The organism is Hyperthermus butylicus DSM 5456 (assembly GCF_000015145.1).
In the GTDB taxonomy this organism is placed as follows: domain Archaea; phylum Thermoproteota; class Thermoprotei_A; order Sulfolobales; family Pyrodictiaceae; genus Hyperthermus; species Hyperthermus butylicus.
Genome location: NC_008818.1, coordinates 1,426,114 through 1,445,181 on the forward strand (window position 1 = coordinate 1,426,114; position 19,068 = coordinate 1,445,181).

Consider the following 19,068-nt stretch of genomic DNA (forward strand, 5'->3'; position numbering starts at 1 on the left):
TTCGACCTACTCCACACGTACATGCCCCACTTGTACCGTGTAGCCGAAAAGTCGTTCCGCAGGTTGAGGGACCGCGGTAGGAGGAAGTTTATTAGGAGAATATCCTCAGCCTCCTCGTATACTCGAGCACCTCCTTGTTATAGTCTAGAGTCCAGTCTCCCGTCCGCGGGTCTATAAACTCGAATGGTAGCGGAAATGACGCCTGGTACACGGTGTGGTTAAACAACTCTATGTCGTCTGCAAACCGTGCTACTAGCTCGTAGAACACCTCTTCGGGCAGCAGCGCTGAAACCACTATTGCGTCGCCATGCTCCGGACTGTAGAGCATGTATCCAGTCGCCCGGTAGGCTGCCAGGAACCGGTACACCTCCATCACCGCGCCAGCTGCAACGCGGAATGCTACTGTACGGTGCACCCTCACCGGCTGTATCCAAACTCTGCCGAAAACACCGGTTTCTGCTAGGGAGCGGTAGTGCCGTAAGACGTAGCGGAAGCTGAGCCTCCTACCCCCAAACAAGTCTTCATCCCCGAACCTAGCTATGGACAGCACTTTTGTCGAGACATCGCGCAGGGTCAACAACGGGTTGAGGTCTATCGCCGAGGTTATCAAGGCATCTATAAACCTGAAACACCTGGCTGTAGGCTCACACCTTATTGAGAGCTGTCGCCTAACCTCAGCCTCCGGGTTCTCGATGCAGTCCAGTGACTTGACAAGTACCGTCTCGTAGCGGCCGAGTATCTCGAGCCCCTTAACCTTCTCGAGCATTGCTAGGAACTCGTTGGTGAGACGGCGCGGAGACCGGAAGGTGACAAGCACAGTGCCGTCGGCGAAGGCTACAACCGATCCTACAAGCCTGTAGACCGGGTCGAAGCTGTCAAGGTTATTGTGGAGCTTGTTGAGGAACGATGTATCTGCTAGTGCCACGATGCTGGTTAGACCGAGGATGCTAATGCTACGCATGTGGGATGCGAGGAGCCCTGGCCGGAGAGATACGTAGTCGTAGATACAGCTCCTAAGCAGCTTCATAAGCTTAGAGTACATGCCACGGCTAGTGTAGCCTATGTAGCTTGTAATCTCCCTCCACTGCAGCCGGGGCTCGTAGCAGGTAAGCGCGTTAGCGAGCATGTCGAGGAGCGGGTACTGTTTCGCAGATTGCAAATCTGTTAAAAGTTTTCTACAAGCGTGAGGCAGAGTAGAAATTGTACTAGCAGAGCCCCTATATACCTGGTGAGGAGCCGGTGCCTCGAACATATCGCGCTCCAAAGATCCCATCCCTAGGTCCCAGACCGATACCAGTACCAATGCCCTAAACAAACAAGGACCACTAAACCCTAGGGAGAGGGACTCCCCGCCTTTTCCTATCCAATCCTCAGACGGATACGCTGGATCCCATTATCTGCTGCGTAGCGTGGGTTATAGTGTTGTTTTCTCGGCTAGCTGCTTGCTAACCTCCTCCAGGTCTTTCACAGTGTCTATGCTTCTCCAGTATATGTCGCGGAATTTTACGCCTAGTAGCCTCTTCTCGCTGGCGAGTCTTGGGAGGGCTGTGGTCTCTATGTCACCCTTCTCGGGAAGGTAGTCAAGCACCACGGGTCTCATAGCGTAGACGCCGGCGTTTATCCAGTAGTTGAGCACGGGCTTCTCGCGGAACACTGTAACCCAGCCTTCCTCGTTTACCTCTACCACGCCATAGGGGCTGCGTAGGGGTACCAGTGCTATCGCTGCTACAGCTCTCGGCTCGGCCTGGAGCGCCTCAACGAGCTTTGATACGGGCAGGTCTGTTATGATGTCGCCGTTTATTACCACGAAGTAGTCCTCGCCGCGGAGGAGGTGCTCCGCGTTCTTTATCGCTCCACCGGTTCCCAGGGGCTCATCCTCCACCACGTAGGCTATCCTTACGCCCAGCTTCTGTCCACTGCCAAGGTGTTTTACTAGCCGATCCCACCGATAGCCAGCAAGCACTACAAACTCGTGGAACCCGTGTCGCTTGAGCCATTCAATCTGCCACTCGATGATAGGCTTCCCTGCAACCTCTACAAGGGGCTTGGGCCTGTTGCTCGTAAGCGGACGCAGCCTCTTACCAAGCCCACCAGCTAATATGACAGCTTTAGCCACAGCCACCACACCAGCAGAATAGGGAGATTATAGGCCCACCTATATAGACCCAAGCCCGGAAAGAGGCGGCCCTATTGGCTGCTATGCAACGGCCTCTCCCCTACTCTGTGCGTGTCGGCTCTATAGTGCAGCCCCGTTGGAGCATCTCTGGCAGCTTCTGCAGTACTAGCCTAGCTCCAGGTGTCAACCTTAGCTTTAGCGCCTCCACCAGTGGGACAAACGCAGCATCCTCGGCATCACTGGAGGCCCTGGGCTCTCCACCCTCATACTCGAAGACAACGTCTATTATCACGTAGTGGTGCCGTCTCCCATCAGGCCCCTCGGCTACCAGCTCGTGGATGTGTATCACGCCCAGAGGCCTAGCCCGGATACCCGTCTCCTCAAGGAGTTCACGAGCAGCAGCCTCTAGCAATGGCTCACCAGGCTCAACATGGCCGCCGGGAAAGCTCCAATAGCCCCGAAACGGGTCATACTTACGCCTAACCAGGAGAACCTCTAGTCCAGCGCTACCGCGGCGTACAACTATAGCGCCAACACCAAGCACAAGCCCAACGATAGGAGTCACGAACCCCTAACCCCCCACCCGGCATGATGGGTAGAAACCTTCTACCAAACCCGAAGAATCCCCCGCTATAATAAGAACACGGCGGGGCAGCCCGGGAGCAACCCCCGCCAGCTACGCGCTCATAACGACTACCCCTAAGCCCTTAACCCCAGAGAATCCCTTGCAAAACCTGGCCTTAGGCATCAACGTGGAGAGATCTGCTGGACACATATCCTTATAGTCCTTGCAGGTTCGGTTCAACACACAACCATCATCTACGCTGGTAGAGTTCTTGTCTTTACACGCATCACTCCGAGATAACGCGGAGAATACTGGCTTGCCGTGGATTGCCAAAACGTGGATAGGGGTGGACTCGGGTTAGGGGGTTAGGGCTAGGTGTAGCTCACCCATATCCTCTATGCTCCACTTCTTCGCCTTATCTGGCGGTGTTCCCAGCAGTGTTATCTTCTTCGCTCTTACCTCGCTCCTTATTAGATCCTCAAACCTCTTCACGGCCTCTAACACCTTGCCGGTAGCATACACCATTAACTCCTCCACGACGTGGTCTACGGGGAGGTCGAGTTCCTTCCTTAGCACCTGGGCGCGGCGTATAACCTCTCTCGCTAGGCCCTCCAGTAGTGTCTCCTCGTCCAGCTCCATGTCCACATAGACGAGCATGCTTTCGGTGTCGATCTTTAGCGCTGACTGTGCCCAGTCGGGCTCAGCCTCTGCTAGCTCCACCGTCTTTATATTGGCGAATCTTGCTAGTACACTTGCCGCCTCCCTGAGGGCGTCACGTAGATCCTCGTTCTTGACGAGTATGACTGCCCTCCTTAGGGGCCAGCGTCTCTTTAGCCGCTTCTCGCTACGTTCTGCCAGTATCTTCTCCGCCGCGGCGAACGCCTCTTCCACCGCCTTGTAGGCCTTCTCGTCTAGCAGCTCCTGGGGTACTGTGGGCCACTGGTTGAGATGTATGCTCTCCGGCGCGTCGGGCTCGTATTTCCTCACGAAGGCCTGGTATAGGTACTCCGTGACGAACGGCGCTATGGGCGCCATTGCGGCGAGCACTGCCCTCAGCACATAGTATAGTGTCGCGTAGGCGGCGTCCTTGCTTTCTGTCATCTCTTCCTCCCAGACCCTCGGCCTTATCAGTGGGATGTAGCGGTGGCTCACCTGCTCCACCACGAGGTCTACGAGCGCCTGGACGGCCTGGTGCATATTGTCGCTCTCTATTGCCTCGCTAGCCTTCTCCAGGGCCTGCCAAAGCCTGTAGAGTATCCAGCGGTCCTCCACGGCGAGCCTGGCTTCCGCTGGGTTCTTCGGCTTCCACTTGTCCAGCTCCATGTACGTGTCCGCGAACTTCACGGTGTTCCATAGTATGTTGAGGTAGCCCTGGTACCTCCTAACCTCGTCGGGGTCGAAGTTTATGCTATCCCATGGCGCCCTGCTTAGGAGGAAGATCCTCATTGGGTCTGTACCGTTCTTCTCCATCCACTCCAGGGCCCATATCACGTTGCCCTTGCTCTTGCTCATCTTCTTGCCGTACTTGTCGAGCACGTGGCCCTGGAGGAGTACCTCGCGGTAGGGCTTCCTCTCGTGCCATACTACGCCGGTTACCAGTAGGGTGTAGAACCAGCCACGGGTCTGGTCTGCCGCCTCGGTTATCCACTGGTATGGGTAGAGGGTGTCCCAGAGCTTGAGCCACCCATACTGTGCCAGGGAGGCTGTGTGGGCTACGCCACTATCCATCCAGACGTCAACAACGAAGGGCTCCCTCTTCATCACGCCGCCGCACTTGGGGCAGCGTAGTTCCACCCGGTCTATGTAGGGTCTGTGGGGGTCGCTGGGCACGCTGTTGGGGTCGGTTGCGAGCTGTTTCAGCTCTTCAAGGCTGCCCACGACGACTATGTGGTTGCAGCTGGTGCACCGCCATACCGGCAGGGGTGTGCCCCAGTACCTCTCCCTGCTTATACACCAGTCGCGAGCGTTCTCAACCCAGTCGCCCATCCTCTTTGCTGCCCAGCTCGGCGCCCACCTCATCGAGTAGACCTCAGCGGCCATCTTCCTTCGCAGCTCGTCCGTTATCCTTATGAACCACTGCCTGGAGGCGTAGTAGAAGAGCCTGGTGCCGCACCTCCAGCAGAATGGGTACTCGTGCGGGTACTTGCCAGCGTATACCAGCAGCCCCTTGCGCTTCAGCACCTCCACCACGTGCTTGCTAGCCTCCTCGAACCAGAGCCCCTTGAAGGCGCCAGCATCCTCGCCGAAGTAGCCGTCCTCGCGGAGCGGCGTATAGACGTCAACACCGTGCTTCTGTGCCATCTCGAAGTCTTCTGGGCCGTGGGCGGGGGCTGCGTGTACTACGCCAGTACCCTCCTCCATCGTGACCCAGTCAGCTGTGTATACTGTGTGGTAGGGCTCGTGGTCGTGGCCCTGGTGGTAGGGGACCTCCTCGGCCAAGGGGTGACGGTACCGGCGGCCCTCCAGCTCCCTACCCCTGAGCCTCCCCATGACGCGATAATCCTTCAGTCCCACCTCCTTGGCGAATGCCTCGAGCCTCTTCTCCGCCAGTATCCACTTCTCGCCGCCAACCTCTACGACTACGTAGGTCTCGTCGGGATGGACTGCAGCCATCTCGTTAGCTATTATCGTCCAGGGTGTAGTGGTCCATGCTACCAGGTATGTGTTGGGCTCATCGAGAAGGGGGAGCTTGAAGTAGACGCTCGGGTCTTCGACGAGCTCGTAGCCCTGGGCTACCTCGTGGCTGCTCAGTGCTGTGCCGCAGCGGGGGCATCTGGGTACTACGCGGCGGCCCTCGTAGAGTAGGCCCTTCTCATGGGCTTTCTTGATGAAGCTCCACACCTGCTCTATGTACCGGGGGTGTCTCGTCTCGTAGGCGTGCTCGTAGTCTAGCCACAGGCCTAGCCTCTTGCTAGCCCGTACCCAGTGCTCCATATAGTAGTCTACGAGTTTGCGGCATTCCTCAACGAACCGCTCGACGCCCAGCTTCTCTATATCCCTCTTTGATTTTAGGCCGAGCTTCTTCTCAACCTCGAGCTCTACAGGTAGTCCCTGGGTATCCCAGCCAGCCTGGTCCCAGACGCGGTAACCCCTCATCCTCATGTAGCGGAGCTTGACGTCCTTCAGTGTTCTGCCACGCGCGTGGCCAACGTGCATAAACCCGTTGGTTGTTGGCGGACCCTCCAGAAAGGCGAAGACGGGGCCCTTGCCTTCCTCCCAGGACTTCTTCTTGGCCTTCTCATATATCTTGTTCTCATCCCAGAACTTGAGGACCCATTCTTCAACCTTGACGGGGTTATACGAGGATTTGAGGCTTGGCCTCTCCATGGATAATGGTCATCACCGTGGAATGTGTCCCTAGACGGAGTCCTTATAAGTATTATCCTCTATTTCGCAGCTTGTACGAGTATATGTGCACTCTGGACAGCTCATTGTTGCTAGGCAGTTTTGGGTAGTAGCGTAGCTCTATGTACGAGGCTCCACCGAGACTCGATAAGAGCTTCTCTATGCTCTTGGCTGCCCCTACAACAGTTTCTATGTCCGCGAAGCTCGGCGTATAGAAGTGCATGGGTGCAGGGTCAACGTGTTTTACAGGTGTTTCGAGCCGCGTAAACCAGTACATTTCGCTCCGCATGGTTTCTAGGAGCATTGCTATCAGCTTGGCTCTCTCCTTTGCAGGCACTACTACGACCCATGCACCTTCGATGAGTGAGGGTCTCCTCGTCTTGGACTTGCAAGCACCAAACTCCATGAGGGCTATTATGGTGTCTCGTATTGCTGCTCCATTGGGGTGCAAGCCGAACTCTGAGGCTTTAAGGACAATCTTAGAGGATGTTATCGCCTCGGTACAGAGTGCTTCAAGGCTTTCAAGGGCATAGGCCTCATAGTTTGCACATGACGGGTTTGGTACCACAAATGCATCCCTACGTATCATGACTATGCCGGAGGCGAGCATGTTTGCCAGCCTTGCTATGGGTTCTGCTGGGACGCCTAGGTTCGAAAGCTTGGATACGTCAACACTCCACTCCCTAATGATGCCAGTATGGCTCCACTCCTCAACAATGTCTGTAACAAGTTCCTCAGCAATATCCTTCTTTACGCGGTTAACCTTTGCAACCCATTTAGTGAGCCAGCGTAGATCGCGTCCTCCCCTTAGGATTACATGCTCCGGATATAGTGCACGGCGACATTTTTCGCATGCAGTCACGATATCCTCCAGTATGGCGAGGGCCTTCCTATTGTTGCTACGTTCAAACGTCCACAGCTCTACAGCTCGTGACGCCTTGCCGTTACAGAAACGGCATCTACCCTGGGAGCGTTGCTCTAGGAGCTTCCTAAGCCTCTCAATGGTGGTACTAGCCTCTTCAACATCGATACCAGCTATCTCAGCCAAAAGCAGCGGGTCAATTTGTGCAATGTTTTCCAGGCTGAGACCAGCCTCTAGCAGTGGCAGAGGCCGGGGTCTCGGGCAGAGCCTTTCAAGAGTTCTACATGCCGCTTCGTAGAACCGAGCCAATCTCTGGCACCTATCATGCTACGGAACATCTATATTAAGCATATACCACTCAATTCCATACTAATAGTTTTTACGTTTTAAAAGATATTGTCTCGTTTTAAAAGATATTGTCTCAACGTTACGAATCCGTTGCATCTACAGCATAGCATACAACACATAGCCCCTAATATGCAAGAGTTTCATCTCCCAAAACAAGGCGCCAAGTATTGAAGCGCAACAGCACTGTCATCACAGACCCAGGCGCCTCGTTAAGGCTTGGCCTCCACTCGGCTGCATGATGACCAGCCGAGGAGACCTACCAGCCTCTGCACTTCCTTCACAGTCTCCACTAGCTGCTCCCTCTGGACACCAGGCACACCCGCCGCAACTATTAGTATGCATGTTGTGTCCTGGGCAACCATTGTTTCCACAGAGTCCCTGTGCGGATAGACATGCATCACCCTTCCATCACCATCTACTAAGATCGGCGTTCCCTGCTCCAGCTTCTCCGGCTTGCCGCCTATCGGGTGGAACTCCTCGCCGCCACGCGCCAATGTTATCCGGAGCGGTGGCTTGAACTTTGCAGCATCGTACAAGCCCACAGGAACCATCATCCTAGCGGAGGCTATGTTACCGGCATCCACTACCGGGTTTATCCGCGGCCATTTGCCCCTCAACGCTCGCCGTACGAGAGCCTCGCTGCTAGGCCTAGTCTTCGTCGGGTCTATCCCTATCCTCCAGTAGAAGTCACGGTAAGTCCTCACTAGTGGATCCCTGGGCAGCTCCTCGACGCGATACCTCTCCCTAAGCTCTGCAAGCAACTTTTCTTCCTCAGCCACAAGCCTCCCTGGATCCAGCTCCCTCACAGGCCTGCCCCAGGAGAGGCTATAGGCAACGCGTATCCCGAGACCAGCCGCATCATCCTCAACAACGAGGAGGCCAGCTAGCTCCCTGCAAAGCCCGCTACAGTCAACAACGCACACCCCAGGCCACCCCCAGGGCCGGAGACGTGTACCTCCTCCGGGGTTTATCCTCCAACTGCACACCCCCAGTACCTACATGGATCGCCATACCTGGAATGGCGGCTACCAGTTAAGCCAAGACATGCACGGTTAGGGTGGAAGATGTAGGCACCAGCTAGAACCCCCTAATAACGCGGCTGAGGGAGGTGCTATAATGCAAGCATGAAGGTCTCTCCACTTGGGCCTCCTGGTTCCGGCTCAGCTCGTACGCGAGACCAAGGCGGCCACGGTGGATCCTAGTCTGTGTGTGCTCTACGAGGGCTACCCCTGAGGAGTACAATGAGCTATACTGCTGTGCTGCTTAGCAGGCGTGGCCCGGGGCCTCATCGAGGGGTGCTGCTTGGTTCCGGGTTTATTTGCTGCCACCTTTCCGTGTTGGTTCGGGTGTATGTGTCCTGGCTTCTGGGGCGCGCTGCCTCTACCGCATACGTATACCGCTCCATGTAACCGGTTTGTGGGTGCCAGTGTGGAGAGGATCGCCCCGGGAGACGGGGAGCCTCGGCGCGGGGCTTCTGCTTGAGCCTCCCGCCGTGGCTGAGGTCTACGAGTGTCCTGGGGGAGAGTGTGGGCTCCGTGTAAGGGCTTGTGGCGAGCTGGTATCCGCCTCTACTAGCATCGTCAAACACGTTGTGGAGCTTCTAGGCGGTCTCAACGTCGACGTCTCGCTCGAGTCTCCTGCCCCCCTGGCTGTCGGGTATGCTGTGAGTGCCGCTATCGCCCTAGCTATTGCTATTGGGGAGGGCTCTAGGCGGGGATGGAGCGTGGAGGCCTCCGCAGCGGTCGCACATGAGGCTGAGGTCCTGGCTGGCACAGGGCTAGGCGATGTAGTGGCAATGGTTTATGGCCGTGGACTCGAGCTGCGCCTCGCGCCGGGCGCGCCAGGGCTCGCACGTGTAGAGAGCTTCCCCGTCAACGCGAAGACCATCTATAGCCTCGAGCTGGGCAGGATGGCAACCACCGAGATGCACCGCGCCCTCGGGGAGAAGCTCGTAGCTCTTGCTGCGCCCCGGTGGCAGAGGATAGCTGAGAATCCGAACCTTGATACCTTCCTGAGAGAGGCTAGGGAGTTTAGCGTGGAGGCCGGCTTTGCGCCGGACTGGCTGAGGGAGAAGCTTGACCGGCTCGTTTCGAGGGGCCTAGTTAGGGGCTGGTATGTGAAGAAGAGAGTAGCAATCGTAGTACCAGAGGATGATGCTGCAGGGGAGGCCCGGGAGGAGCTGGAGGCCCTAGCAGCGAAGCGTGGGCTCCGGCTCCGCCGCCACAGGCCTGCCGGGTCGCCGCTTAGCGTCGAGCCTTGCTACTCCTCCTTTATGTAGAATCTCGGTGGGTCAATGCGCTGGCTCTTGCAGCGGGGGCACTTGCTGGGCTTGTAGGGCTCCGTGAGCTCTGCGAACACGTAGCCGCAGTCCCGGCACTGCGGCGGTATCATGTAGAGAACCGACCTACGACCGTGGCGGCGCCGTAGCGTCTTAACTATGTGGCGCAGGTGCTCGTATATCTCCGCCTCACTGCTTGCGGGATCGAGACCCAGAGTCATGGCTATCTCGCGCGCCGTGAGAGGGCGACGAGCCTCCATCAAGATCTTTATGATTCGCTCCCTTACAGTGCCCTCCTCAACCAAGGCCTAATCATTCCCAGCGGCGTCAGATTCTACAGCTTAAAATGTGGAGAGTGCTCCCTTTTTAACTAGTCTGTAGATCTCGTCTAGGAAGCTCGCGAACACTTCTATAAACCTGTCAGCATCCCGGCGGCTATGAGCCATTGATGGCAGCAAGTGTGCCATGTGCTCGGTCATGTAAAGTATACCGTTGAGCCTCATGTACATGTGCATTACCTCGTATACCTTGTTACTCCACCTCTCCTCCAGGGCTTCCCTCGCCGTGCGCGGCCTCTTGCGGGTGAAGTGTATCCCAACTATGCTTCCGGTGCCGGTTGCCCAGCAGATGTTGTCCCTGGACTCACACTCCTCCTGGATCCTCCTCCTCACACTATCCCATAGACTGTTGAACTCGGCGTAGACGCCGCGGTTATCAGCAAGATGCTTCACGGTGTGGTAGCCTGTGAGGATCGTTACCGGGTTGCCGGTGAAGGTGCCCCCGTGGAAGCTCCTCTCCCGGCCCTTTGGCCTCTTAAGCTGATCCAGCAGCTCCATAACCTCGGCTCGCGAGGCTATCGCACCCGCACCTGGCATACCGCCGCCAACAATTTTGCCTAGCACAACTATGTCTGCCTTAACGTTGTAGTATTCCTGGGCGCCTCCGAGGGCTAGGCGGAACCCCGTGATAACCTCGTCGAATACGAGAAGTGCTCCGGCTTCGTCAGCTATCCTCCGGAGCTCCCGTAAGTAGCCAGGCTCCGGCTCTATTCCACCGCCAGCACCGAGCACCGGTTCAACCCATATTGCGGCTACCTCGTAGCGTTTCACCAGCCTTTCCACAGCCCCGGCATCGTTGAATGGCGCTACTAGGGTGTACTTGATGCTCTCCTCTGGTAGACCCAGGGACTCCGGCCCCTCGTAGGGAGGGGTTACGCCTACGTGTAGCGCGTCGTAGCCACCGTGCCATGCGCCTTCGAGCTTTATTATGTACTTGCGCCCAGTGTAGGCCCTGGCGAGCCTCACCGCGTACATGTTCGCCTCGGTGCCACTATTCGTAAAGCGTACCTGCTCGACACCCGGGAGTACCTGGACTAGAAGCTCGGCGTACTCCAGCGCGTAGGGGTTCTCGTAGCCTAGGTGACTGCTAGCCTTAAGAGCCTTGCGTACAGCCTCCTCGAGGAGGTCCGGGCAATGGCCTAGTATGAGGGCTCCATGCCCCATCCAGTAGTCAGTGTATTCGTTGCCGTCTACATCCCAAACCCTTGGGCCTAGACCATGCTCGATGAAGACTGGGTATGGCTTGAAGAACCTTATGTGGTACGTTGTACCCCCGGGTAGGACCCTCCTAGCCCTCTCAAATAGTTCTCTCGAGCGGGGCGTCCGCTTCTCATATTCTGATGCCAGTCTTGCCCACCATTCTTCCAGCTTCTCCTCAAGCTGCACCATAGAGCACTCACCAAGCCCGCGCAGAGAGGTCTAACGGCGCACCTGCACAGCAAACTTTGGCTTGAAGGGTACCAGGTCCGCCATCGTGAGTAGGCCTGGCCCGTACTCGGGGAGGACCTCGGCTATGTTTAGGAGTACCGAGGCCGTCCCTATATCGCCTGGTGTGCCTGTGCTCCTCCACCTCACCGAGTAGCCCCTGCCCTCGACGATTATCTCCTCGTACTCCTCCGCTCCCACGTAGGCGTGGAATTCCACCCTAATAACCTCCCTTCCCGCTGCATAGCCGGCGCCATAGCCCTTAATGCCGAGGTTCATTCCCCTTGGAACCCTAACACCGGCTGACTCTACGTCCCTTTCAGCCGGCACGACCTCCTGGCCCTCGACGATCCTCTCGAGGTGTAGGCCTGCAGCATCAGCTATGAGTAGCACGGACTCGGCATAGCCTACATGCCCGGTTATATCGCCCCTCTTCAGCTTCTCCTCTACAACCTTGGGATCCTCGCCTACACCTATCTTCCGCTGGAAGGGCTTCCTCCTCTTGGCGGCGTCTACACTCCTCCTAGCAACGATCCTCTCCACAAGGTGGAACGGGGCTGCAAGAACTACTGCGAGGGTGTCCAGGAGGAAGCCCGGGTTGATGCCAGTACCGAGCACTGCTACGCCGTAGAGCCTTGCCAGTCTGTCAAGGCTGCGGGCTAGCGTCGGGTACAGGTAGTAGGGGTAGGCGAGGGTTTCACATGTCGAGACAACATCTCGGCCCATTCGAATTACATTAGCTATCTGAGGATACACCTTGTCCAGGTAGGAGCCCGTAGCATGGATAACAACATCCGCGGCAGAGAGAACGGAAGGATCCCTAGAAATTCTCACTCCAAGCTTCTCGCCGAGCCTGAGAACCTCACCCACATCACGGCCAACAAGCTCAGGAGCAATATCAACGGCGGCTACAACCTCGTAGCCACGCTCAATGGCGAGCCTAGCGGTAAGCATGCCTATGGAGCCGAAACCGTAGAAGCCGAGACGCAACACAGAGTCCCTCCACAATATAGGTAGGGGGTACCAGGTGAAAAATGCTGTAAAACCATCCCCGACAACCCGCTGCAGGGTTGTACCCTGAAGTATGGTGCCCAGAGGCTGGAAGGCTGCTACGCCTGGGTTTGTCGACGGGGTTGCTGGGGTCTCGCTGCAAAAGCTTCAGCAGACCCTCCAGGCGCGGAGAGGCTACGAGACAATGCTGGTGCTCTACGCGTTGGAGGTTTTCAGCGACGGGCCTGGAGGCGGCAGGAGCTTACGGTCTAGAGGATGCGGCCCCAACGCTCGTGAAATACTGGCCTACCACTCTGGTTAGAGGAGCCCTGCTGCTGCAGCCGCCAGAGCTGCAAAGCCTATTGCTGCTTCCACTGAGAGTACGAGAGCCACAACCCATGGCTCGCGGGCGCAGCCGCGGAGCCTGCCGATGATCTTTATGGCTAGCTGACCCCAGCTGTAGACTATCCTGTGCGGTGTTTTGAGGCAGCCATTCGGCCCTGGCACACCGAAAGCCTCCAGATCCTTCGTCCCGAGGATCCTTACAGCCCTAAAGTACATGTAGGCCTTGATGAAGTACGGGATAAAGAGGATTAAGCCGAACTTCTCCATGTTGCCGAGGACTACGAGCGTTGCAAAGTATGCTCCCACACCGTATGTCAACGTGTTCCCCGGAAACACCCGGGCCGGGTACCAGTTGTACCGGAGAAATGCTAGAAGCACAGCAGCCATAACCAGGGCGGCCTGGGCAATGAATACCAGGCCCTTCATGTACGCGTATGCTGCCGTGAAGAGCATTAGTAGGAGCCCCATGCCAGCCTCTAGCCCGTTAAACCCGGCAATCATGTTGAACCCGTTAGCAGCGCCAACAACACCGATGGGCACAGCTACGAGTGGATAGAGTAGGCCCAGGTCTAGGGTGCCGATGAGGGGGAGGGATATCGTGGTTGTTCCAGCCTTAACCGCAACTAGGGGCAACGATATCGGCACTGTAAAGGCTACACGGTAGCTCCTTGGGAGCCCCTTCTTCCAGCCGAGAAAATCGTCAAGCATACCGATGATACTCGCTAGGAGGAGTAACGTAATGAGCGCAAAGTACTCCACGATATGGTACTGGGTGCCAGCGAGGTAGATGTAGAGTGCCTCGAGCACCAGGAGCCCGAAGGCAGCAGCTATGACTACCCAGACGCCGCCAGCCTCAGCCACCAGCCTCCTATCAGGCTTGTTCATGTCCCTCCCTGCAAGCCCCCTCTCCAAAGCCAGACGTATCCAGCGAGGCTCAATGATGAGGACAAGCAGGCCAGCAATGGCCGACGAGATAACCGTAAACACTAGGCCTCCATGGCTTATGGCCAAGAGTCGAGCCCTCCAGGCCAGAACCCGCCATGGACTAGCCAGCGGGGCGGAGGAGGGGCCAGCCTCTATAAACCATTTTCCACACCTCCTGCAAAGTATTGGGGGCCCAGTATGGGGAAGGTCATAGTTGTATTTGTTGGGCCAGCAGGCTCGGGCAAGTCTACGCTCGTAGCAGCATACTCGAAGTGGCTACGCGAGGGCGGCATCCCGGTATACACCGTGAACCTTGACCCAGCTGTGGATAGGACTCCCTACGAGCCCGACTTCGACGTGAGAACCATAGTTGATGCACGCGAGATCGCTAGAAAGTACGGATTAGGCCCCAATGGCGCACTCGTAAAGTCTATGGAGTTTATAGCCGAAAACCTCGAAGCGATACTCTCGAAGATAGCATCCACAGATACAGACTACGTGCTGGTTGACACCCCCGGGCAGATGGAGGTTTTCCTCTTCCGCGACCTGGCGTGGAGGCTCGGCGAGGGATTGAAGAAGATTAGCGAGCAGAGCTACGCGATATTCATACTTGACGCCTCGGTCATCAAGGATCCAGCTGACTACGCCTTCCTGCTGGTGATGTCTACAGCTGTACAGCTACGCCTAAACCTAGAAACAGCCCCCGTCATAAACAAGGCTGATCTGGCTCCCAACATCGAGTTCAGGGGCGACATATGGAGGGATTACGCTAGGCTAAGCCGCATGCTGAAGGAGAGCCATACATTATACACAGACATGCTGCGCGATATAATGAAGGTCCTGCTGACATACAATAAGAGGGTTGAAGTACCCAGGGTCTCAGCACTCAAAGGTGAGGGCATGGAGGAGCTGCACCGCCTCATACTCGAGATGGGCTGTAGCTGCGGAGACCTAAGCTAGGCTCCGATTGACTCCAGGAAGCTGAAGCCCAGGTCCTCTTCCCTCCCCGCCCCCAGCCAAGCTTACGAGCTGCCAAGTACTACTCTATAGACACCCATGTATATTACACCATTATCAGCCACTACCTTTACCTTAGCCGTTGCCGTGTAGGGCAGGTCGCAGCCAGGCATGTAGGCCACCAACCTGTACTCCCTGCCGGGTTGGAGGATGTTATCGGGTCCAGCACCGTATATGGTGTAGTTCTTAACTTCGCCATAGAACTCAACGTAGACGTGTAACACCTTCACTGGTCTGCCTTCAACCCTGAGCGTCGCATTTAGTATACATGAGTCCCTGTATGCAACGGCGTCATATATGTAGAGTTGCTGGTTTGAGCTGTATATTGCAGCCGAGAATACGCCGGTCACCCAGCCAATAGCAGCTATAGCTATTACAACCGTAACTGCAACAATTATGATAACCGCTGCTAATGGATGTAATGCCCTCAATGTCTCCACTATCGCCACCCCAGCCGAGCCTAGGCATCTAGGCGTTCTTATTACACTAATTGGTTAATGCTATAGTAGAACCGCCAACCAAAAAAGTGTTATGTACTGCGTATGTATGCATTATGCCGATTTCCTCAAAAATGATGTAATATCTCTGTTACGCGATAATTATTTGTTCAAAACCTTATGCCTTGGCTGTAATGCCTTGACTTAGACGGTATTGTGCCTGTCCATGCTGATATGGTTTTCCTTACTCCCATACATGCCACTAGTATGAGTTCATGCATAGCTGTATGCAGCCTAGTACTAGGGGATACTAGTTGCAGACGTAGTGTCTTACAGCGGAGGCATTGGGGCGTGTGGATCTGGAGGTCGGTGTGAATGCCTCGGTTCGTATGTGGTTCTATATGTGCGTGGTGGGTACTTGCTGCGACTGCTACGTGTTATCTTCTGTGGGGGAGGCTATAGGGGCTGGATATGGCTTGTCTTTATGAGTGGGTGCTCCAGGCGTGGAGGCTGGCGAATGGTTATGGGGTTATCATCCTAGCAGGGAGATCGTAGGCGAGTATGGGGGCGACCTTTCCGGCCGCTGTATAGCCCTCGGCGTTACTGGTAGTGTCGCGCTGTACCGCAGCATCGACCTTGCAAGACTGCTTATGAGGATGGGTGCTCGTGTCCGGGTTGTGATGACTCCAGCTGCTGCCGAGATGGTCTCCCCCGCTGTCTTCGAGTGGGCTACCGGCGAGCCCGTCGTATCCAGGCTCACCGGCCTCGTGGAGCATGTTACCCTTGCAAAGGTGTGCGATGCTGTACTCATTGCCCCGGCAACACTGGACATCATAGCCGAGATTGCAGGGTTTAGAGCATCGAAGCCCGTCTCGGCTCTTGCACAGGAAGCTGCCGGTCTCGGGAAGCCCGTGCTCATAGTGCCTGCTATGCATGGCGGTATGTGGAAGCGTGCATCCAAGCTTGCCGACGAGCTCGAGAAGCAGGGCTTTCACGTGCTTCGACCGATTGTTGAGGAGGAGCGGGCAAAGTATCCACCAGTCGAGCTCATAGCATGGTGGGCTGAAGCGATTATCTCCCGTGGCCGCGACCTTGAGGGGCTAAGGTTCCTAGTTACTGCTGGGCCTACAAGGGAGCACATAGATCCTGTAAGAGTCATCACGAACCCCTCCACGGGCCTCATGGGCGTCTCTATAGCGCTTGAAGCGGCTTTCCGCGGTGCAAGGGTAAAACTCGTACATGGCCCCCTGTCTGTCTATGTCCCGGAGGGGTGGAGGAACTATCTCGAAGAGGTAGTAGGTGTTGAAACTGCCGAAGAGATGATGGAGTCTGTCCTAGCACGCGTCGGTAGTGTTGACGTGGCTATATATGCTGCAGCTGTTAGCGACTACCAGCCCGTGGAGACTAGCAGGGTGAAGATCCCAAGCAGGAAGGGAGAGTTAACACTAAGGCTCAAGCCCACGCCGAAGATAGTTGCTAGGGCTGTAGAGGCTGCACCAGGAGTAGTACATGTGGGCTTTGCAGCAGAAACCACGTCAAGCCTCGAGGAGCTAGTCAAGAAGGCTAGAGAGAAGCTTGAGGAGTACATGCTTGACGCTGTTGCCGCCAATAACGTGCTGGAGCCGGGAGCAGGGTTCGCCTCAGAGACCAACCACGTGATAGTGCTTACCTGGAGGGGCGAAAAACTAGAGATACCACATATGCATAAGAGGCTTGTGGCACGGCGCCTTCTAGACATTGTTGCTAGGCTTGCTAGGAGCGGTGCTAGGCCCCGCTAGTTTTGCGGCTGCTGGTAGTGATCTGCGTAGGATGTATACGCCGAGGTAGACGAATGGCGTATCAAGCACTGCTACTAAGACCTTCCACATCCACTGACCGAGTATCAGCTTCAATAATACATCGTTTGGCACAACACCATAGAATGCTAGTGTTATGAAGGTGACCGTGTCTATTAGCTGGCTAACAATTGTGCTAGCATTATTGCGGAGCCAGAGCCACTTACCCCTGGTAACCCTCTTCCATACATGGAAGGCCCACACGTCGTGGCTCTGGGAGATAATGTAGGCAACTAGGCCCGCCACTGTAACCCGGAGAGCCGGCATGAACGCCTTACTATAGAGATCCTGCATATCCGGCATTAGAGGCGGCATATAGTAAGCAGCGAGGATGAGCAGTAACGATGCTACTGCAGCTACGAGGCCTGCAGCAACAAACATCTGTGCAATCCTCTTTCCATAGACCTCGCTTACCATGTCGGTTATCGGGAACGTAACTGCATACGCTAGGAAGCCTGCTGGGAGCACGAAGCCCCACAAAGTTACCAGCTTTACGCCAGCCGTAAAGTTGGCAACAATCACTGCTGTAACGAAAATCGCTAGCAGCACGAGTATCGAGCGTAGGGGGACCATTTGCTTCCACTCCTGGACCTCCATGCCTCATCGCCCTGCTTCTACATTCTGCCTACACCCTTCACCCCGTGACGCCTTATGTAGCTCTCCTCTACCCATCTATGGACAGCATAAGCCGCAGCAAACATGGCGGCCGCAATGAGTGCCGAGAGAATGAGCTCTGTTCTAAGCCCAAGGTATGGTTCTAGGCCTGTTGCACCATAACGTATTATTTCTACTGCATGAGAGTATGGGGTAGCTATTGCTATCCACCTTATCGGCTCGGGGAGCATAGCTACGGGAGCAGCAATACCCCCGATGAGGAAGAGGAGGAAGTCTGTTACGTCAAGTAGTGTACCTGGGATGTTTAGTCTAAGGCCTAGCGCGGCCAAGAGCAGGCCATAGCTCAGCGCCATTATAGCCATTGTAGCTAGTCCGTATACCAGCAGCAAGGGGTGCTTTACGAGCGAGGGCTTCTGTCCCGCGATGTGGCGTACGAGCATGTAGAGCAATGGCAGCATAATCGCTGTTTGTCCTGCAACAGTGATGAGGCGCCCCGAGAGGAATAGTGCTATGCTAGTATTGTGGAGCATGAGTTCCTCTACAAGTCCGACATTCACGACAAACCATATTGTCCAGCCTGCGGTATAGAGCACCGTGAACGTCATAATGTTCCAGGCTACTATACCCCAGAAGATGTGTGGCATCATTTCTCCAAGCTTCTCGTTGGGCATGAATATTATGACACCGAGAACGTATATTGCAACCCAGAGAAACATGGTTAGAGCTGCATTTATGAAGCCATACTTGTACCTCCAGGTACGCAATGCATGAAGATAAACTATGGCAACGAGCTTATGGGGGAGACTAGTCGAACCCACTCTTCTTCACCCAAGCTTCAACCCTCGCAACTATGGGGGCGGATGCGGCATTGTACACGACGCCTAGGACGGCAAGCATGTAGAGCGCCGCCATAAGCGCTCTTCCCTCAAAGGTGCCCAGCGCTGCTAGTGAACGTGCAGCCTCCACAACATAGCGTACCGGGACTACGCGTGACACCTCTTGGAGGAGTTCCGGCAGCACTGCAACGGGGTAGAATACACCGGATACGAGGAGGAGGAATGGCGAAATACTGCTAATCACGTTGCTCTCCTCCTTGACTATGAGGAGGAGGCTTGCAACGAGAACAGAGAAGCCAACCAAGGGTATCATGCCAGCCAGCATGAGGAAGTAGATAGCGGCGACTATGCCCAAGCCGCGGAGCCCCTCGAAGACTATGGCTGCCGGCATCGCTGCTGCAGCCATTACGGCCGGGCTGAGTATTGCTGCCGGTATGCCGGCAGCCAGGAGCTGCTTGGGAAGCCTGGCTGGGGCAAGCGCGATGTATGTTAGGGTTCCGTTCCACCTGTTGTACAGCGTATAGCCCGCCACATCGTCTATTATGGCGACAGTCGACATCGCAATAACGCTAGCCGATAACAGGAAGAATACTGGGTTCTTCACACCCATCCTCAACGCGTATATGCGTGGATCGCCAAAGAGATAGCCTAGACCCAGCATGACGAGCATCATTAGGTAGGGCCAGAGCAGGAATGTAGCGAGCATTGCACGACTATTCTTGAGCCATCTCGTATACGCGTAGAACTCGGCGCGGACCAACTGGAGGAAGCTTACAGGCAAGCCCCTCAGCC

General features: G+C 55.9%; 18 protein-coding genes. 4 read left to right on the plus strand and 14 right to left on the minus strand.

All coding sequences use genetic code 11. From position 1 onward, the window contains the following. Window positions 1-91: 91 nt before the first annotated feature. The 6 genes from HBUT_RS07430 to HBUT_RS07455 all read right to left on the minus strand — a co-directional run bounded on the left by HBUT_RS07430 (window position 92) and on the right by HBUT_RS07455 (window position 8,159). Entirely contained in the window at window positions 92-1,159 is a 1,068-nt protein-coding gene (locus HBUT_RS07430) for a hypothetical protein (RefSeq protein ID WP_011822564.1), read from the minus strand. Window positions 1,160-1,414: 255 nt separating this feature from the next. After that, window positions 1,415-2,116 (minus strand): nucleotidyltransferase family protein, encoded by a 702-nt coding sequence (locus HBUT_RS07435; protein ID WP_011822565.1) that lies wholly within the window; start codon window positions 2,114-2,116, stop codon window positions 1,415-1,417. A 100-nt stretch (window positions 2,117-2,216) separates the two neighbouring features. Further along, window positions 2,217-2,681: an NUDIX hydrolase gene (locus tag HBUT_RS07440; RefSeq protein WP_011822566.1), complete on the minus strand. Its 465-nt coding sequence runs from the start codon at window positions 2,679-2,681 to the stop codon at window positions 2,217-2,219. A 357-nt stretch (window positions 2,682-3,038) separates the two neighbouring features. Next, the gene (gene ileS, locus HBUT_RS07445; RefSeq protein WP_011822567.1) at window positions 3,039-6,008 is read right to left on the minus strand and encodes an isoleucine--tRNA ligase; all 2,970 of its coding nucleotides are present in this window, start codon (window positions 6,006-6,008) and stop codon (window positions 3,039-3,041) included. A 52-nt stretch (window positions 6,009-6,060) separates the two neighbouring features. Beyond that, on the minus strand, window positions 6,061-7,197 hold the full coding sequence (locus HBUT_RS07450) for a hypothetical protein (protein WP_011822568.1): 1,137 nt from the start codon (window positions 7,195-7,197) through the stop codon (window positions 6,061-6,063). Between the two features lie 248 nt (window positions 7,198-7,445). Next, a complete protein-coding gene (locus HBUT_RS07455) occupies window positions 7,446-8,159 on the minus strand; it encodes a B3/B4 domain-containing protein (protein ID WP_011822569.1) in 714 nt (237 codons plus the stop codon). A 497-nt stretch (window positions 8,160-8,656) separates the two neighbouring features. On the opposite strand from HBUT_RS07455, the gene HBUT_RS07460 reads away from it, so the two are divergent. Further along, on the plus strand, window positions 8,657-9,514 hold the full coding sequence (locus HBUT_RS07460; protein WP_153801422.1) for a pantoate kinase: 858 nt from the start codon (window positions 8,657-8,659) through the stop codon (window positions 9,512-9,514). Here HBUT_RS07460 and HBUT_RS07465 read toward each other — a convergent pair. Genes HBUT_RS07465 through HBUT_RS07475 form a run of 3 tightly spaced genes read right to left on the minus strand, consistent with a single transcriptional unit; the run spans window position 9,496 to window position 12,270 of the window. Beyond that, a complete protein-coding gene (locus HBUT_RS07465) occupies window positions 9,496-9,819 on the minus strand; it encodes a transcriptional regulator (protein ID WP_011822571.1) in 324 nt (107 codons plus the stop codon). The genes HBUT_RS07460 and HBUT_RS07465 overlap by 19 nt on opposite strands. 36 nt (window positions 9,820-9,855) lie before the next feature. Further along, complete coding sequence (locus HBUT_RS07470; RefSeq protein WP_011822572.1) at window positions 9,856-11,241, minus strand: aspartate aminotransferase family protein; 1,386 nt, start codon at window positions 11,239-11,241, stop codon at window positions 9,856-9,858. A 30-nt stretch (window positions 11,242-11,271) separates the two neighbouring features. Beyond that, window positions 11,272-12,270 (minus strand): NAD(P)H-dependent amine dehydrogenase family protein, encoded by a 999-nt coding sequence (locus HBUT_RS07475; RefSeq protein WP_228546738.1) that lies wholly within the window; start codon window positions 12,268-12,270, stop codon window positions 11,272-11,274. Window positions 12,271-12,361: 91 nt separating this feature from the next. Here HBUT_RS07475 and HBUT_RS07480 point away from each other — a divergent pair, with 91 nt between their 5' ends. Then, on the plus strand, window positions 12,362-12,589 hold the full coding sequence (locus HBUT_RS07480) for a hypothetical protein (protein ID WP_048061560.1): 228 nt from the start codon (window positions 12,362-12,364) through the stop codon (window positions 12,587-12,589). On the opposite strand, the gene HBUT_RS07485 is transcribed toward HBUT_RS07480, so the two are convergent. Then, a complete protein-coding gene (locus HBUT_RS07485; RefSeq protein WP_011822574.1) occupies window positions 12,586-13,623 on the minus strand; it encodes an MraY family glycosyltransferase in 1,038 nt (345 codons plus the stop codon). The genes HBUT_RS07480 and HBUT_RS07485 overlap by 4 nt on opposite strands. Window positions 13,624-13,734: 111 nt before the next feature. Here HBUT_RS07485 and HBUT_RS07490 point away from each other — a divergent pair, with 111 nt between their 5' ends. After that, window positions 13,735-14,496 (plus strand): ATP/GTP-binding protein, encoded by a 762-nt coding sequence (locus HBUT_RS07490; RefSeq protein ID WP_011822575.1) that lies wholly within the window; start codon window positions 13,735-13,737, stop codon window positions 14,494-14,496. A gap of 62 nt (window positions 14,497-14,558) precedes the next feature. Here the strand turns inward: HBUT_RS07490 and HBUT_RS07495 are convergent, their stop codons facing one another. Then, window positions 14,559-14,993 carry a hypothetical protein gene (locus HBUT_RS07495; RefSeq protein WP_011822576.1) on the minus strand — a complete coding sequence of 145 codons (435 nt, stop codon included), beginning with the start codon at window positions 14,991-14,993 and terminating at the stop codon, window positions 14,559-14,561. A 500-nt stretch (window positions 14,994-15,493) separates the two neighbouring features. Between HBUT_RS07495 and coaBC the strand changes: the two genes are divergently transcribed. Beyond that, window positions 15,494-16,768, plus strand: coding sequence for a bifunctional phosphopantothenoylcysteine decarboxylase/phosphopantothenate--cysteine ligase CoaBC (gene coaBC / locus HBUT_RS07500; RefSeq protein ID WP_048061561.1), 1,275 nt, complete (start codon window positions 15,494-15,496; stop codon window positions 16,766-16,768). Here coaBC and HBUT_RS07505 read toward each other — a convergent pair. From HBUT_RS07505 to HBUT_RS07515, 3 genes are read right to left on the minus strand one after another with little or no spacing between them, the layout of a single operon-like run. Then, window positions 16,721-17,422 (minus strand): queuosine precursor transporter, encoded by a 702-nt coding sequence (locus tag HBUT_RS07505; RefSeq protein WP_011822578.1) that lies wholly within the window; start codon window positions 17,420-17,422, stop codon window positions 16,721-16,723. The two genes, coaBC and HBUT_RS07505, sit on opposite strands and share 48 nt — an antisense overlap. Before the next feature lie 17 nt (window positions 17,423-17,439). Beyond that, window positions 17,440-18,258: an ABC transporter permease gene (locus HBUT_RS07510; protein WP_011822579.1), complete on the minus strand. Its 819-nt coding sequence runs from the start codon at window positions 18,256-18,258 to the stop codon at window positions 17,440-17,442. Further along, window positions 18,245-19,057, minus strand: coding sequence for an ABC transporter permease (locus tag HBUT_RS07515; RefSeq protein ID WP_011822580.1), 813 nt, complete (start codon window positions 19,055-19,057; stop codon window positions 18,245-18,247). Before HBUT_RS07515 ends, HBUT_RS07510 begins: the two co-directional genes overlap by 14 nt. Window positions 19,058-19,068 lie beyond the last annotated feature (11 nt).